Source organism: Flavobacterium azooxidireducens (assembly GCF_023195775.1).
Lineage (GTDB): Bacteria > Bacteroidota > Bacteroidia > Flavobacteriales > Flavobacteriaceae > Flavobacterium > Flavobacterium azooxidireducens.
On the sequence record NZ_CP096205.1, the window covers coordinates 498,226 to 515,371 of the forward strand.

General features: G+C 34.8%; 11 protein-coding genes and 1 tRNA gene. All 12 read right to left on the bottom strand.

Translation table 11 applies throughout. The features are described 5' to 3' along the window. Positions 1-20: 20 nt before the first annotated feature. Complete coding sequence (locus tag M0M57_RS02310; protein WP_248435011.1) at positions 21-1,709, bottom strand: GEVED domain-containing protein; 1,689 nt, start codon at positions 1,707-1,709, stop codon at positions 21-23. A 31-nt stretch (positions 1,710-1,740) separates the two neighbouring features. After that, on the bottom strand, positions 1,741-4,518 hold the full coding sequence (locus M0M57_RS02315; protein WP_248435013.1) for a T9SS sorting signal type C domain-containing protein: 2,778 nt from the start codon (positions 4,516-4,518) through the stop codon (positions 1,741-1,743). A 629-nt stretch (positions 4,519-5,147) separates the two neighbouring features. Continuing rightward, entirely contained in the window at positions 5,148-5,459 is a 312-nt protein-coding gene (locus M0M57_RS02320) for a DUF3467 domain-containing protein (RefSeq protein WP_248435015.1), read from the bottom strand. 4 nt (positions 5,460-5,463) lie between these two features. After that, positions 5,464-9,774, bottom strand: a complete 4,311-nt coding sequence (rpoC, locus tag M0M57_RS02325; RefSeq protein ID WP_248435017.1) for a DNA-directed RNA polymerase subunit beta' — start codon at positions 9,772-9,774, stop codon at positions 5,464-5,466. Positions 9,775-10,031: 257 nt separating this feature from the next. After that, complete coding sequence (rpoB, locus tag M0M57_RS02330; RefSeq protein WP_248435018.1) at positions 10,032-13,844, bottom strand: DNA-directed RNA polymerase subunit beta; 3,813 nt, start codon at positions 13,842-13,844, stop codon at positions 10,032-10,034. A 268-nt stretch (positions 13,845-14,112) separates the two neighbouring features. Continuing rightward, positions 14,113-14,490: a 50S ribosomal protein L7/L12 gene (gene rplL / locus M0M57_RS02335; protein ID WP_248435020.1), complete on the bottom strand. Its 378-nt coding sequence runs from the start codon at positions 14,488-14,490 to the stop codon at positions 14,113-14,115. Positions 14,491-14,552: 62 nt separating this feature from the next. Next, complete coding sequence (gene rplJ, locus M0M57_RS02340) at positions 14,553-15,068, bottom strand: 50S ribosomal protein L10 (RefSeq protein WP_248435022.1); 516 nt, start codon at positions 15,066-15,068, stop codon at positions 14,553-14,555. Between the two features lie 22 nt (positions 15,069-15,090). Beyond that, complete coding sequence (gene rplA / locus M0M57_RS02345) at positions 15,091-15,780, bottom strand: 50S ribosomal protein L1 (protein ID WP_112086198.1); 690 nt, start codon at positions 15,778-15,780, stop codon at positions 15,091-15,093. A gap of 13 nt (positions 15,781-15,793) precedes the next feature. Next, positions 15,794-16,231 carry a 50S ribosomal protein L11 gene (gene rplK / locus M0M57_RS02350; protein ID WP_129463946.1) on the bottom strand — a complete coding sequence of 146 codons (438 nt, stop codon included), beginning with the start codon at positions 16,229-16,231 and terminating at the stop codon, positions 15,794-15,796. A 65-nt stretch (positions 16,232-16,296) separates the two neighbouring features. After that, positions 16,297-16,848, bottom strand: coding sequence for a transcription termination/antitermination protein NusG (gene nusG, locus M0M57_RS02355; RefSeq protein ID WP_112086200.1), 552 nt, complete (start codon positions 16,846-16,848; stop codon positions 16,297-16,299). An 8-nt stretch (positions 16,849-16,856) separates the two neighbouring features. Further along, the gene (gene secE, locus M0M57_RS02360; protein ID WP_248435024.1) at positions 16,857-17,054 is read right to left on the bottom strand and encodes a preprotein translocase subunit SecE; all 198 of its coding nucleotides are present in this window, start codon (positions 17,052-17,054) and stop codon (positions 16,857-16,859) included. 15 nt (positions 17,055-17,069) lie between these two features. Beyond that, positions 17,070-17,140: transfer RNA gene (locus tag M0M57_RS02365), tRNA-Trp, on the bottom strand. Positions 17,141-17,146: the final 6 nt, after the last annotated feature.

Here is a 17,146-nt window from a genome sequence, read left to right on the forward strand (position 1 = left end):
ATTAGTAGGTATATTTTTTTTTAATAAATTATTTTCTTTGCAATTTGTTGTCCGTTTGTCAAGCCAACTTTTACAATCCAAAGTTGTTGTGTTTGATTAAAATCTGTTACAGAAAATTCAATTTCATCGGCAACATTTTTACTCAGTACCACTCTTCCGCTTAGATCATAAATTTCAATTTTTTGAATTGACTCTTCAGAAACTTTAAAATGAATACCATTTGAATTGGCAGCTATTATAAGATTGCCTCTTAACGGGGTAAAATCACCAATGCTTAAGTTCTCAGTTATTATAAGAGTATAATCTTCTGCTTCACCATTCTCAATGGAATCACAAGGCGATGGATAATCTGAGGAACTTGATTGTTTAGTTCTAACTCTCATAATAGTTGAGCCTAACACTGCATCTGCAGGAACTTCGATTGATGCTACCATCCCGGAATTCACATTAGTTCCCCCTGTTACACTACCTAACTCATATCCTTCGCTAACATCAAACACAGCATCATGATTCCAATCAATCCATGCCATTGTATAATTTGTTCCGCCCATTGTATTTACATTTACAGATAGAGAAACTGTAGTTTCACGTTCTACTTCAATTTGCAATCCTGTAAAATTTGTATAAGCAGGTGTACTTGAAGACGAATTGGTTGTTCCTTCTAAGGAAACACTTGTTACTCCTATTGCATTTTCATTTACAACTAATGAAGTACAATAACAACCTTCTCCACCCACAAGTAGAGGAAAATCATATACGGTTGAAGAAGCTATATCACAAGTTGTTGCTCTTCTGTAATAGGTTGCTATTGATTGAGAAGTTTCCAAGAAAGCATCTGTAGCTCCCGGTATATCAGACCATGGTCCGTTGTCATTTGGAGAAGATTGCCATTGATATGACAAACCAGATTCGATAGAACCGTTTTGAACAGAAAGTGTAAACATTTCACCGCCACAATAAGGTCCTGCTGATACTATTGTTTGTCCTCCTGATGGAGTAGTTTCACAAGGATTTGTCATTGTAAACTGCATATTAGGTCTTCTTCTAGCGAATAATGCTGGTAAAAGGTTTTGGTTAGACAAACTACATCCATTGAAAGAAGCATCATTTGTATAGTTAGCAGCAGTTACTATCTCACCCATAGGGAAATTTTTTCCTTGTATAGAAAAACTAGTTCCAAAATCTGTATTACTTCTACAAATTTCAACAATAATATTTCTAAAACCATCCCATGCAAAAGGAGTATCTAATTCGAACGTGTACCAACCCAATTCAGTTATATTTTCAACTGATGATTCATAGTAAACAGGCAAATTGTTAACTAAGTTTGGTCCCATCTCAAAAGAAGTTGTCATCCCCATTTTAATTTTAATATTCTCAGGTTTCAAACTTGATGGTAAACCGAGTTCTGTAATATTAATTGCCAATGAAACTACATTTCCAGAAATATTAAATCCGGCGTTATATAATTCTTCTGCATAATACATATACTGTGATCTATTGTTACGGTTTATCGTAGCAATTGGAGAAACTCCTAACGTGTTATAAGATTCTACACCATCACCCAATGTATAAGTTTCTTGAGCATTTAAGTCATTAGACAGAAACATAAAAAGAACTACAATATATGTAATTGAAGTGTACTTTTTTAAGGATAATAAAACATCTACTTTAGATGATTGATTCAAAATATTGTATTTTTTTTTCATTGTTGAAATTTAAATCGTTATTTATTTTTAATTAATATATAATTTTTTGTGTTGATTTTATGTCATCTTCAGTTGTAATCTGAACTAACAACAATTGATTGTTTTTAGCTATATCTGTAATTATTATTTCTGTAGCATCCATTTTATTTTTATTAAATAATAATCGTCCGGCACTATCAAAAACCATAATCGATTGTATTTGAACATCTTTCGATTTTACAATAATGTTAGAATCATTTGCATAACAAAGAATACTGTTTTTTGTATTAATTATTGGGTTTAAGCTTAGCGTTTCATTTGTAAAACGAAGTTCAAAACGATCGTCAAACGTTCCTGATATACTTGTGAAAGCATATAAACCCTCTTTAATATTATGAAATGTATTAGTATATTTATCCAATAAATAAACTTCTTGATTTTCAAAGAAATTATCAAACTGATATAAGTTTAATATAAACTCACCAGATAAGATTGTTGTTAATCCTAAAGGAATAGTATCGTTAGAATTGAAAGGCAATGCTTTTCCTTGAATCGCTAATTTGCTTTCTCCAACTAAACTATAAATCTTGACATCTCCAGTATGTCTAAATTTAGAATCATAACCCCAATCAATATCATTTGTAGCACCTTCAATATAACCTACCATGGTTTGATTGAATTTTCCATTTTGATGAATTACTTCTAACCATAGACGATTTTTTTCAATTTCAGCTTGGTTGCTAGTACCATTTCTAAAAAATTGAGAATTATCATATCCTGATTCTTTTTTTCGCATTTCATTGTTAAAAATCACATCCCCCGATGGTGCTCCTCTACCTGCTACCATGAAACTTTGACCTGCTCCAACAAATCTTCCCGGAGTAGCATTATTTACTCCTGAATTATCCGCAGGAAAACCAATAGATCCAGATAAATTATAGGTTGCATAATCGTCCGAACTATAATTTAATGCTTGAGGTGAAAAACCAGGATACGATGGAATTGCACTTGGAAGTGTATTATGAGTCCACAAACGAATTGTCCCTTCCAAAATACTACTATTAGCAATTAAAAATTTATCGATATCAATGGCTGCCGGATACGGATTTCCTATCAGATTCCATTTTTCCAAGTCACCTTGTGCAGGTACAGTAACTATACCATTGTTGGGTACTCCTTCAAATGCTCCGGCAAATACTGTTCCAGCTCCTGTTGATGGATAACCATTTGGAGCACGAATTATATATCCTTTACCAGCCACCATTGGCAAATTGGCTACACCACCAACCCAACTTTGCGGGTTTAGACCTGTTGTTAAATGATTCCAATGGTATATTCTATTTGTTGGTGTTCCTGCTGAAAACTGACTTGGTGTCATTCCTGATACAGGAGAGGACCAATACGTATAATCCAATAATCGTAGAGGTTGTGAATCTCTTTTATAAACTATTTTCCCTTCGTTTATTGCGGCATTATTCTCTTGAATTAAACTAGCATTATTTTCAAAAATAACAGTCGCATCATCGTGAACAAATAGCTTTTCTTTTAGTGAAATAATATCTCCCGATTTTACTGTAAAAGTCCCAGAAAGAACTTGTAAACTACACGCTTCAAGTACTGAGCTTCCATCTACTGCGGTATCAAAATCTCCAGAAATTTTAACAGGATCATTTACTGTTGGTTCTGTTCCAAAACTCCAAAACGTTCCATCCCACGTATTTATACCTTTTACTTTTATGGGTGCTGAATAACGTAATCCAGCCGGCACATCATAATCACAACCAACTGTTCTTTGATACCACATGTCAACTTCTGCACGTTCAACCACTAATGTGGCTTGCGTTTCACCTGGCAAATCTACAAAACCGAAATCTGTAGGAGAAGATGCCCATTGATAGTTTAGCCCAGATGATTTTTCGTCATTAACGACATGAAGTATCACATCTCCGCCTAAACAATAATTCTCAGACAGAATAATTGCATCACCGCCTTCAGGAGCACCCGCACATTGAAAGGTGAAACGGATATTGGGTCGAATTTTTCTTTGGCTAGCATTTAAAACTGAACTAGAAGTATTATAAGAAAGCCCTCTGTTTTTCATTTCACAGCCTGGAGTATGAACAGAACCTCCATTATTAATCGAGTTTAAACTTCGCGTTAACGTATATGATGCGGTAGAAGATATTCTATTTGTACTTTCAAATTGATACCTATGATTTGGAAATGAACTTCCAGAATCAGATTTACAAATTTCTACAACAATACTACTTACTCCATCCCATACAAAAGGTATGTCTAACTCTAACTCCACCCATCCAGTTTCACTAATAATTAAATCAAAAGGAGTTTTGACTACTTGCAAATATTCTGGAGTAGGAGAACCTGCCCATGTACACTCACCTTCTAAAGGCATATCAATACCCCAAACTTCTTTGCCTCCATAACCATCATAATTAGCAATAGTATGCCCCATTTTGATTGTTATGTTCTTCATTTCATAAACAGACAATATTGCAGAATTACTAAATCCTGTAACATTAAAAGCAAGTGAAGTTATTGTTCTATAACCTTCTGAATAGGCTAAGCCTAATTCTTCAGCTTCGTAGAGATATTGTATACGAGAATCTTTCTTACTTGATAAAAATGGAGCAGAGTGCCAATTAGAAGCAGTACTTCCAATTATGAAAGGATCACCACCTAAACCATCGCTTAATACAAACTGACCATTTTGTCCACTTACTTTTTCCGCAGAAAAAACAATGAAAATCAAGGTAATTACTGCTTTTATAGTAAAGCAAAAATGCTGAATCGAATTAAAATTAGTATTCATTTTCATATTTAAGGGCTTGTATTAAAATTTTATATTTCATTGATTAAAAACCATAACAATATTATTAAGCTAAGTTCTACTTAGCAGCACTACTAAAAAAACAATCTAACTTTTGTGGTATTTGTTTGGTTAGTTTACATCATTTATTGTTCAAATGAAAAATGTAGGTTTATTTAACACTTTTTAATAAATTATTGTTACTAAATTCTTAATAAAAACAAGAAAAACATATTTTAGAATTATTCTAAACAAATGTTAATTAATTGTAAATTAATATTATACAATTACGCTTGTCCTGATTTATTGGAAATCTTAATTTATTTGTCAAAATTACACCACTTATACGCACTAATAAATATTTGACGATGATATGTTAAAAAAATCGACGAAATGCACTCTTGTAGTATTAAATCGATATAATATGCTCTTTAAAGATTTGGTGGGACAAACCTATTTTGAAAGCAAAATTAACCCTTTAAACGGTGCTAAAAAATACCTATAAATAGGTATTTTTTAAAAGATTTAAAAAATAAAATCATCAAAGAGGGATTATTTTGGATTACCCACAGAGATTAAGAGCAAAAAAAAACCTTCGATTTCTCGAAGGTTTTTATCAATTAGTAAGCTAATTAAGCTTGACCTGTAGGACCAAAGTTCAAAGGAACCTGTGGTTGGTCTGTGTCTTTTATTTCACCATGAGCTATTTCATAACGATGAATATTTTCTCCTATTGCTTTCAACAAGCGTTTTGCATGCTGAGGAGTAAGGATAATTCTCGATTTCACTTTTGCTTTGGGAACACCCGGCATTAGTGTTACAAAATCCACTACAAATTCTGAGGCTGAATGATTAATGATAGCCAAGTTGGAATAAATTCCTTCAGCAATTTTTTCATCCAATTCAATATTGATTTGTCCTGGTTGTTGATTGTTATCGCTCATGTTCTTAATAATTATATTCTTCTTTTGCAGCCATCAATTCGTTATAGTCTTCTTTTGATCCAACGATGTTGTTGTCATATTCTCTCATACCAGTTCCGGCAGGAATTCTGTGTCCAACAATAACATTTTCTTTCAAGCCTTCTAACGTATCTACTTTTCCAGCTACAGCCGCTTCGTTTAACACTTTTGTTGTTTCCTGGAATGATGCCGCAGAAATAAACGATTTGGTTTGAAGCGAAGCTCTCGTAATACCTTGAAGAACCGGCGTAGCTGTAGCTGTAATTACATCACGAGCCAATACTAGGTTTTTGTCTTCACGTTTTAATAACGAGTTTTCATCACGCAATTCTCGTGGCGTAATCATTTGACCTGGTTTCAAGTTTTGAGAATCTCCAGCATCTTCAACTACCTTCATTCCAAATAATTTATCATTTTCTATGATGAAATCTTTTGTATGAGCCAATTGCTCTTCTAAGAATAATGTATCTCCCGGATCTTCCACTCTTACTTTACGCATCATTTGACGAATAACTACTTCAAAGTGTTTGTCGTTGATTTTTACCCCTTGTAAACGATAAACTTCTTGAATTTCATTTACCAAATACTGTTGAACAGCCGATGGACCTTGAATTCTCAAGATATCTTCCGGCGTAATTGCACCATCTGACAAAGACATACCCGCTTTTACGAAGTCATTTTCCTGAACCAAGATTTGGTTAGATAATTTCACTAAGTATTTTTTAATCTCGCCAAATTTAGATTCGATGATGATTTCACGGTTACCTCTTTTGATTTTTCCAAACGAAACAACACCATCAATTTCTGATACTACTGCTGGGTTAGATGGATTACGAGCTTCTAAAAGTTCGGTAATTCTAGGAAGACCTCCGGTGATATCGCCAGTTTTTGACGAACGTCTTGGGATTTTTACTAAAATTTTACCTGCTTTAATTTTCTCGCCGTCATCAACCATCAAGTGAGCTCCAACCGGTAAGTTATACGAACGAATTAATTCGCCGTCTTTACCATAAATCAATAAAGTTGGAATTAATTTTTTGTTTCTTCCTTCCGAGATTACTTTTTCTTGGAAACCGGTTTGCTCATCGATTTCAACTTGGAACGATTGTCCTTGTTCTAAATCTTCGTAAGCAATTTTTCCGGTAAATTCGGAAATAATAACTCCGTTATATGGATCCCATTTACAGATTGTTGTTCCTTTATCAACAGTTTGACCATCTTTTACAAAAATGGTAGAACCATAAGGAATGTTATGTGTATTTAAAACGATTCCGGTATTTTCGTCAACTAATTTTAATTCTGTTGAACGAGAGATTACGATGTCAATTGCATTTCCATCAGCATCTTCGCCTTTAACCGTTTTTAAGTCGTCTAATTCTAATCTTCCTTTGAAACGTGTTACAATGGTTGATTCTTCAGACATACCTCCTGCAACCCCTCCAACGTGGAACGTTCTAAGTGTTAACTGTGTACCTGGTTCACCAATCGATTGTGCAGCAATTACACCAACAGCTTCACCTTTTTGAGTCATTCGACCTGTTGCTAAGTTTCTTCCGTAACATTTTGCACAGATTCCTTTAGCGGCTTCACACGTTAATGGTGATCTTACTTCTACTCTTTCTAAAGGAGAAGCTTCGATAGCTTTCATGATTGCTTCAGTAATTTCTTGACCACCTTCAATTAGAACTTCTAAATTCAATGGGTTGATTACATCTTGAAGAGCAACACGACCTAAAATTCTTTCGCCTAACGTTTCAACGATTTCTTCATTCTTTTTCAAAGCAGAAACTTCGATTCCTCTTAGCGTACCACAATCTTCTGTGTTTACGATAACATCTTGAGAAACGTCATGTAATCTTCTTGTTAAGTATCCGGCATCGGCCGTTTTCAAAGCCGTATCGGCAAGACCTTTACGAGCTCCGTGTGTAGAAATAAAGTATTCTAAAATTGAAAGACCTTCTTTAAAGTTAGAAAGAATCGGGTTTTCGATAATTTCACCACCACCAGCAGTAGATTTTTTAGGCTTAGCCATCAAACCACGCATACCGGTTAACTGACGAATTTGCTCTTTAGAACCCCTTGCTCCAGAATCAAGCATCATATATACCGAGTTGAAACCTTGTTGGTCTTCACGGATATTTTTCATTGCTAATTCTGTTAACAAAGCATTTTTAGAAGTCCAAACGTCAATAACTTGATTGTATCTTTCGTTGTTAGTGATTAATCCCATGTTATAGTTCATGGTAATTGCATCTACTTCTTCTCTTGCATCGGCAATCAATTCTTGTTTTTGGTGAGGAATGATAATATCACCTAAACTGAATGATAAACCTCCACGGAATGCGAATTTGTATCCCATGTCTTTCATGTTATCCAAGAAAGCAGCAGTTGTTGGCACATTTGTTACCGATAAAATTCTACCAATAATATCTCTTAATGATTTTTTGGTTAAAACTTCGTTGATATATCCTGCAGCTTCCGGTACTACTTCATTAAATAATACTCTACCGGCAGTTGTTTGAATTAATTTGAATACTAATTCACCTTTTTCATTGAAATCTTTTGCTCTAATTTTAACACGAGCATTCAATTCTAATCTTCCTTCGTTTAAAGCAATGTTTACTTCTTCGGCAGAATAAAACGTTAAGCCTTCACCTAAAATTTTATGTTCGGGAGTAGACAAACGTTCTTTGGTCATATAATATAGACCCAAAACCATATCCTGAGAAGGAACGGTAATTGGAGCTCCGTTGGCAGGGTTCAAGATATTGTGAGAAGCCAACATTAATAATTGTGCTTCCAAAATAGCTTCCGGTCCAAGTGGCAAGTGAACTGCCATCTGGTCACCGTCAAAATCCGCGTTAAAAGCCGTACACACTAATGGGTGTAATTGAATTGCTTTTCCTTCGATTAATTTTGGTTGGAATGCTTGAATACCTAAACGGTGTAATGTAGGAGCACGGTTTAGTAATACTGGATGACCTTTGATTACATTTTCAAGGATGTCCCATACTACAGGCTCTTTTTTGTCGATAATTTTCTTAGCCGACTTTACTGTTTTAACGATTCCTCTTTCGATTAATTTTCGAATAACGAACGGTTTATACAACTCAGCAGCCATATCTTTTGGCAAACCACATTCGAACAATTTCAATTCCGGTCCAACAACAATTACTGAACGAGCAGAATAATCCACACGTTTTCCTAATAAGTTTTGACGGAAACGACCTTGTTTACCTTTCAATGAATCTGAAAGTGATTTTAATGGTCTGTTTGATTCTGTTTTAACAGCAGATGCTTTACGTGTATTGTCAAATAATGAATCAACCGCTTCTTGCAACATACGTTTTTCGTTACGTAAGATAACTTCAGGAGCTTTGATCTCCATTAATCTTTTTAAACGATTGTTACGAATAATTACACGACGATACAAATCATTTAAATCTGATGTTGCAAAACGACCACCATCAAGCGGCACCAACGGACGTAATTCTGGTGGAATAACCGGAATTACTTTTAAAATCATCCATTCCGGACGATTTTCTCTGTTTAAATTTGCTTCACGGAAAGACTCTACAACATTAAGACGTTTTAATGCTTCTGTTTTTCTCTGTTTAGATGTTTCATTGTTAGCCGCGTGACGTAAATCATATGACAATTCGTCAAGATTTGTACGAGCTAATAAATCCATAATACATTCAGCACCCATTTTGGCGATGAATTTATTTGGATCATTATCATCTAAATATTGGTTTTCCATCGGAAGTGTATCTAAAATATTTAAATACTCTTCTTCAGTTAAAAAGTCTAATCTTGATAATGATTCACCTTCTGCATTTTTGGCAATTCCGGCTTGAATTACTACGTATCTTTCGTAGTAAATAATCATATCTAATTTCTTAGATGGTAAACCTAAAATGTATCCAATTTTGTTTGGAAGCGAACGGAAATACCAAATGTGAGCGATTGGCACAACCAAATTGATGTGTCCTACTCTATCACGACGTACTTTTTTCTCAGTAACTTCCACACCACAACGGTCACATACGATTCCTTTGTAGCGAATTCTTTTATATTTTCCACAAGCACATTCATAATCTTTTACCGGACCGAAAATTCGTTCGCAGAAAAGACCATCACGTTCTGGTTTGTGGGTTCTATAATTGATTGTTTCAGGTTTAAGAACTTCTCCTCTTGATTCAGCCAAAATTGATTCTGGTGAAGCAAGACCGATAGTAATTTTATTAAACCTCTTTACTGGATTTTTGTCTTTATTATTATTTCTATTATTCATCATAGTTTTTACTATTGATTTATTTGCAATTAAAAAATTGATTTTCATTTATGTCAAAACTAACTTCTGATCATAAACACTACCTCGAATTACTTCTCTAAACTTCAAGCCTTTCTTGAAGTGCTAATTATAAAAACATTTGTTTCTATAAAAAATCGGAACGGTTTACGGGTATAAATCCTAAAAACTTTATTATTTGTAAACAATCTCAGTCTCAACTTGCAGAAAAACTGCTAACTGAGACTGTGACTGAAAACTATTTATTCCTCTAATCGGATGTCTAAACCAAGACCTTTCAATTCGTGCATTAAAACGTTGAATGATTCTGGTAATCCCGGCTCCGGCATTGGCTCACCCTTCACGATTGCTTCGTAAGTTTTTGCTCTACCGATTACGTCATCTGATTTTACCGTCAATATTTCTCTTAAAGTACTAGAAGCTCCGTATGCTTCAAGAGCCCAAACCTCCATCTCTCCAAAACGCTGACCTCCAAATTGAGCTTTACCACCCAATGGTTGTTGCGTAATAAGCGAGTATGGTCCGATAGAACGTGCGTGCATCTTATCATCGATCATATGTCCTAATTTCAACATATAGATTACTCCAACTGTTGCTGCTTGGTGGAAACGTTCTCCGGTTCCTCCATCATATAAATAGGTATGACCAAATCTTGGAATTCCTGCTTCGTCTGTTAATTCATTAATTTGATCGATTGTAGCACCATCAAAAATTGGCGTTGCATACTTTCTTCCCAAATTCTTTCCAGCCCATCCTAACACAGTTTCATAAATTTGACCAATGTTCATACGAGAAGGTACACCAAGAGGATTTAATACGATATCAACCGGCGTTCCGTCTTCTAAGAATGGCATATCTTCGTCTCTCACGATACGAGCAACAATACCTTTATTTCCGTGACGACCTGCCATTTTATCACCCACTTTCAACTTACGTTTCTTAGCGATGTAAACTTTAGCTAATTTTAAAATTCCCGCTGGTAATTCATCTCCAACAGTAATTGTAAACTTCTCTCTTCTTAACGCACCTTGTAAATCGTTTAATTTGATTTTATAATTGTGAATCAAATCGTTAACTAATACGTTGGTTTCGTCATCGGCTACCCATTGACCTTTTGTTAAGTGAGCAAAATCTTCAACCGCATTCAACATTTTTTGAGTGTATTTTTTACCTTTTGGTAAAACTTCTTCTCCTAAATCGTTCATTACACCTTGCGATGTTTTTCCGTTTACGATGTTGAATAATTTATCAACTAATTTATCTTTTAATTCGTTAAATTTAACTTCGAACTCCATTTCTAATGAAGCTAAATCATCTTTATCTTTAGTACGCTTACGCTTATCTTTAACGGCTCTTGCAAATAATTTTTTATTAAGAACAACACCATGTAATGATGGAGAAGCTTTTAATGAAGCATCTTTTACATCACCGGCTTTGTCACCAAAGATAGCACGTAATAATTTTTCTTCCGGTGTTGGATCTGACTCTCCTTTAGGAGTAATCTTTCCGATAAGAATATCGCCAGGTTTAACTTCGGCACCAATTCTAATCATACCGTTTTCATCCAAATCTTTTGTTGCTTCTTCTGAAACGTTAGGAATATCGTTGGTTAATTCTTCGTTACCTAATTTGGTATCACGAACTTCCAATGAATAATCATCGATATGGATGGACGTAAAAATATCATCACGAACAACTTTTTCAGAGATTACAATTGCATCCTCAAAGTTGTATCCTTTCCATGGCATAAATGCTACTTTAAGGTTTCTACCGATGGCTAATTCTCCGTTTTGTGTTGCATATCCTTCACAAAGTACTTGTCCTTTTGTAACTCTATCGCCTTTTCTTACGATTGGTTTTAGGTTGATACAGGTACTTTGATTTGTTTTTTGAAACTTAATTAATTGATATGTTTTATCATCTGAATCAAAACTCACCATTCGTTCTGCATCTGTACGATCATATTTAATGGTAATTTTTTCAGAGTCAACATATTCTACTACTCCATTTCCTTCGGCATTAATTAATACTCTGGAATCAGAAGCAACTTGTCTTTCTAAACCGGTACCAACAATTGGAGCTTCAGGACGTAACAATGGTACAGCCTGACGCATCATGTTTGATCCCATCAATGCACGGTTCGCATCATCGTGTTCCAAGAAAGGAATCAACGAAGCGGAAATAGATGCAATTTGGTTTGGAGCAACGTCTGTGTAATGAACAACAGTTGGTTCAACTACCGGGAAATCGCCTTCTTCACGAGCAATAACCTTATCGGTGGTAATTTTTCCGATACTATCCATTTCAATGTTTGCTTGTGCAATCATCTTACCTTCTTCCTCTTCTGCACTTAAATAAATTGGTTCAGATTTTAAATCAACCACACCATTTGTAACTTTACGATAAGGAGTTTCGATGAATCCCATCCCGTTTACTTTAGCATAAACAGCAAGCGAAGAAATCAAACCAATGTTTGGTCCCTCAGGCGTTTCAATCGGACAAAGACGGCCATAGTGAGTATAGTGAACGTCACGCACCTCGAAACCGGCTCTCTCTCTCGAAAGACCACCTGGTCCTAGGGCAGACAATCTTCTTTTGTGTGTAATCTCCGCCAATGGATTTGTTTGATCCATAAATTGAGATAACTGGTTGGTTCCGAAGAAAGAGTTGATTACCGATGATAATGTTTTGGCATTAATCAAATCGATAGGCGTGAACACCTCGTTATCTCTAACGTTCATTCTTTCACGGATAGTTCTAGCCATACGAGCAAGACCTACACCAAATTGTGCAGAAAGTTGTTCTCCAACTGTTCTAACACGACGGTTTGACAAGTGATCAATATCATCAATCTCTGCTTTAGAGTTGATTAATTCGATCAAATATTTTACGATTGTGATAATATCCTCTTTGGTCAACACTTGTTTTTCCATTGGGATATCCAAACCTAATTTCTTGTTCATTCTATAACGACCAACTTCACCTAAGTTATAACGTTGATCTGAGAAGAATAATTTATCGATAATACCACGAGCGGTTTCTTCATCAGGCGGTTCTGCATTACGCAACTGACGGTAGATGTGCTCAACGGCTTCTTTTTCTGAGTTGGTTGGATCTTTTTGTAACGTGTTGTGGATAATGGCATAATCTGCTTGATTATTATCCTCTTTGTGCAACAAAATAGATTTCACATTAGAGTCGATGATTTCTTCCACATTATCTTTATCGATAATGGTATCACGATCTAAGATGATTTCGTTTCTTTCGATAGAAACTACTTCTCCAGTATCTTCATCAACGAAATCTTCGTGCCAAGTGTTTAACACACGAGCAGCTAATTTACGTCCGATGTATTTTTTTAGTCCTGTTTTTGATACTTTAATTTCCTCAGCAAGGTCAAAGATTTCAAGAATATCTTTATCTCTTTCAAAACCGATTGCACGGAATAAAGTAGTTACAGGTAATTTTTTCTTTCTATCGATATACGCGTACATTACGTTATTGATATCGGTAGCAAATTCTATCCAAGATCCTTTGAAAGGAATTACACGGGCAGAGTATAATTTGGTTCCATTGGCATGGAATGACTGTCCAAAGAAAACACCAGGTGAACGGTGTAACTGCGACACAACAACTCTTTCAGCACCATTGATTACAAAAGTACCGCTAGGTGTCATATAAGGAATAGTACCTAAATAGACATCTTGTACTATTGTTTCAAAGTCTTCATGTTCCGGATCTGTACAATAAAGTTTTAGTCTAGCTTTTAAAGGCACACTGTAGGTTAAACCTCTTTCGATACATTCTGAAATAGAATAACGAGGTGGATCTACAAAATAGTCTAAAAATTCAAGTACAAAATTGTTTCTTGTATCGGTGATTGGAAAATTTTCCATGAAGGTGTTGTATAGACCTTCGTTGCCTCTTTCATCGGATTTGGTTTCCAATTGGAAAAAATCCTTAAAAGATTTTACCTGAATATCCAGAAAATCGGGATATTGCGGTATATTTTTAGTTGAGGCAAAATTCAATCTTTCAGTCTGATTTGTTATCATCTATGGACAAAATTTTGATTAAAAAAAAGTAATTATTTTTTGTGTAAATACACTGTTTAATTAATACTTTCTTTTTGTAATCAATACATCTTTAAAAATTTTTCAGATTGCTCTGTTTCAATTTTCTTTCTTCGTAGTGATCAAAAATAATAGGGTATTTTAAACTATTTGATAATAAAATAGTGTATAATTTTATTATACGAAAAATGGTTTAGGTCGTTGGAGGTTAATCCAAGACCTAAACCTAGTTCTCAAAACTTAAGTTAGCTTATTTAAGCTCAACTACAGCTCCAGCTTCTTCTAAAGATTTTTTAAGACCTTCAGCCTCATCTTTAGTTACACCTTCTTTTACATTTGAAGGAGCAGCATCAACTAAATCTTTAGCTTCTTTAAGACCTAAACCTGTTAATTCTTTAACAGCTTTAACTACAGCTAATTTAGAAGCACCAGCTTCTTTTAATACAACTGTAAATTCAGTTTGCTCTTCTACTGCAGCAGCATCTCCACCACCAGCAGCTGGACCAGCAACTACAGCAGCAGCTGCAGGCTCGATTCCATACTCATCTTTTAAAATTGTTGCTAATTCGTTAACCTCTTTAACTGTTAAGTTAACTAATTGTTCTGCGAATTGTTTCAAATCTGCCATTTTTTCTATCGATTTAAATAGTTTGTAAAATATAATTTATTAAGTGCGTTCTCGCGGGGTTCTTATCTTTCCGATAAGGTTTTAACAATTCCTGCAATTTTGCCACCACCCGATTTAAGGGCAGATACAACATTTTTAGCAGGAGATTGAAGAAGACCGATGATTTCTCCGATAACTTCTTCTTTTGATTTAAGAGCTACAAGTGCATCTAATTGGTTATCACCAATAAATACTGCTTGATAAATATAAGCTCCTTTTAAAAGAGGTTTATCAGATTTTTTGCGGAATTCTTTAATGATTTTTGCAGGAGCGTTTCCGTTCTCAGCAATCATTATTGAAGTATTTCCTTTTAATATTGAAGGTAAATCTCCATAATCATTAGCAGAAGCTTCCATTGCTTTTTCCAACAAAGTGTTTTTTACAACATTTAATTGAATTCCGGCTTTGAAACAAGCTCTTCTAAGATTTGAAGTAGTTTCAGCATTAAGGTTAGAAATATCTGCAATGTAGACAACATTACTATCAGCCAACTGTGCAGTTAAATCTTCAATAACTCTTGATTTTTCTTCTCTAGTCATAATATAATTGTTTAACTACCAATTAAACTGCTTTAGGATCTAAAGCAATTGCAGGACTCATAGTACTTGACAAGTGAATAGACTTGATATAAGTACCTTTTGCTGCAGTTGGTTTCATTTTGATTAATGTTTGAATAATTTCGTGAGCGTTATCTACAATCATGTCTGCATTGAAAGAAATTCTTCCAATTCCGGCATGAACGATTCCGGTTTTATCAACTTTAAAGTCGATTTTACCCGCTTTAACTTCTTGAACTGCTTTTGCAACATCCATAGTTACCGTACCTGTTTTTGGGTTTGGCATTAAACCTCTAGGTCCTAAAATACGACCTAATGGACCTAATTTACCCATTACAGCAGGCATTGTGATAATTACATCAACATCTGTCCAACCGTCTTTAATTTTTTGTAAATAATCGTCTAAACCTACATAGTCTGCACCAGCAGCTTTAGCTTCCGCTTCTTTATCTGGAGTAACAAGTGCTAAAACTCTAACATCTTTACCAGTTCCGTGTGGTAATGCTACCACACCTCTTACCATTTGATTCGCTTTTCTAGGATCAACTCCTAATTTTACTGCGATATCAACAGACTCATCAAATTTTGCAGAAGCAACTTCCTTTAATAATGCAGAAGCATCTTTTAAAGAATATAGTTTACTTTTTTCAATTTTTGCTGCAGCCTCTTTTTGCTTTTTTGTCAATTTTGCCATGTCTTTCTTTTAATTAAAAAGGAGCTACTCCTGATACTGTTATACCCATAGAACGAGCTGTTCCTGCTATCATACTCATAGCAGACTCAATAGTAAATGCATTTAAATCTACCATTTTGTCTTCGGCAATTGTTCTAATTTGATCCCAAGTAACGCTTGCTACTTTTTTACGATTTGGTTGACCTGAACCTGACTTTAGCTTTGTTGCATCCAATAATTGGATAGCAGCGGGTGGAGTTTTTACAACAAAATCAAACGATTTGTCTTTGTATACAGTAATCTGTACTGGTAAAACTTTGCCGGGTTTATCTTGAGTTCTCGCATTAAATTGCTTACAGAACTCCATGATGTTAACTCCAGCAGCTCCCAAAGCAGGTCCGACCGGTGGCGAAGGATTCGCGGCACCTCCCTTTACTTGTAGTTTAACTACTTTACTAACTTCTTTAGCCATTGTTTTTAAAAAAATTTAGCACATCTCAGTTGGAAGCAAGATGCGGTTTATAATAATGTAACAAATTATACTTTTTCTACTTGCATAAATCCTAATTCCAATGGTGTTTTTCTTCCGAAAATTTTCACCATTACTTCAAGTTTACGCTTGTCTTCATTAATTTTTTCAACTGTTCCGTTGAAACCGTTGAAAGGACCGTCAATAACTTTAATGGTTTCACCAATATTGAACGGTATATTTTGAGTGTCGGCAGTTACAGCCAATTCATCTACTTTTCCTAACATTCTGTTTACTTCAGATAAACGCAAAGGCACAGGATCTCCACCTTTTACTTCACCTAAAAAACCAATTACTCCTGTAATAGATTTAATAATGTGTGGAATTTCACCTATCAAATTAGCTTCAATCATTACATAGCCCGGAAAATATACTTTATCCTTTGCTATTTTTTTGCCATCTCTTACTTGCACTACTTTTTCGGTAGGAACTAAAACCTGAGCAATATGATCTGCTAATTGAAGACGATTAATTTCGTTTTCGATATAAGTTTTAACCTTATTCTCTTGGCCACTTACAGCTCTAACTACATACCACTTTTTTAAACTACTATCAGCCATAACAGATATTATCCTTTTATCAAATTAAAAAATCCTGATATTGCTTTTCTGAAAACTTCATCAACACCCCAAGTAGCTAAAGAAAATACGATTGTAAAAACTGCTACAATAATGGTTAGACGTTGTACTTCTGACCAAGGCAACCAAGTTACGTTAGTTTTAAGTTCTTGAAAAGCTTCTGTTATATAGTTAACAACTTTTGTCATTATAATTGATTTTTGCACGGATGGAGAGATTCGAACTCCCATCAACGGTTTTGGAGACCGCTATTCTACCCTTGAACTACACCCGTTTGTTA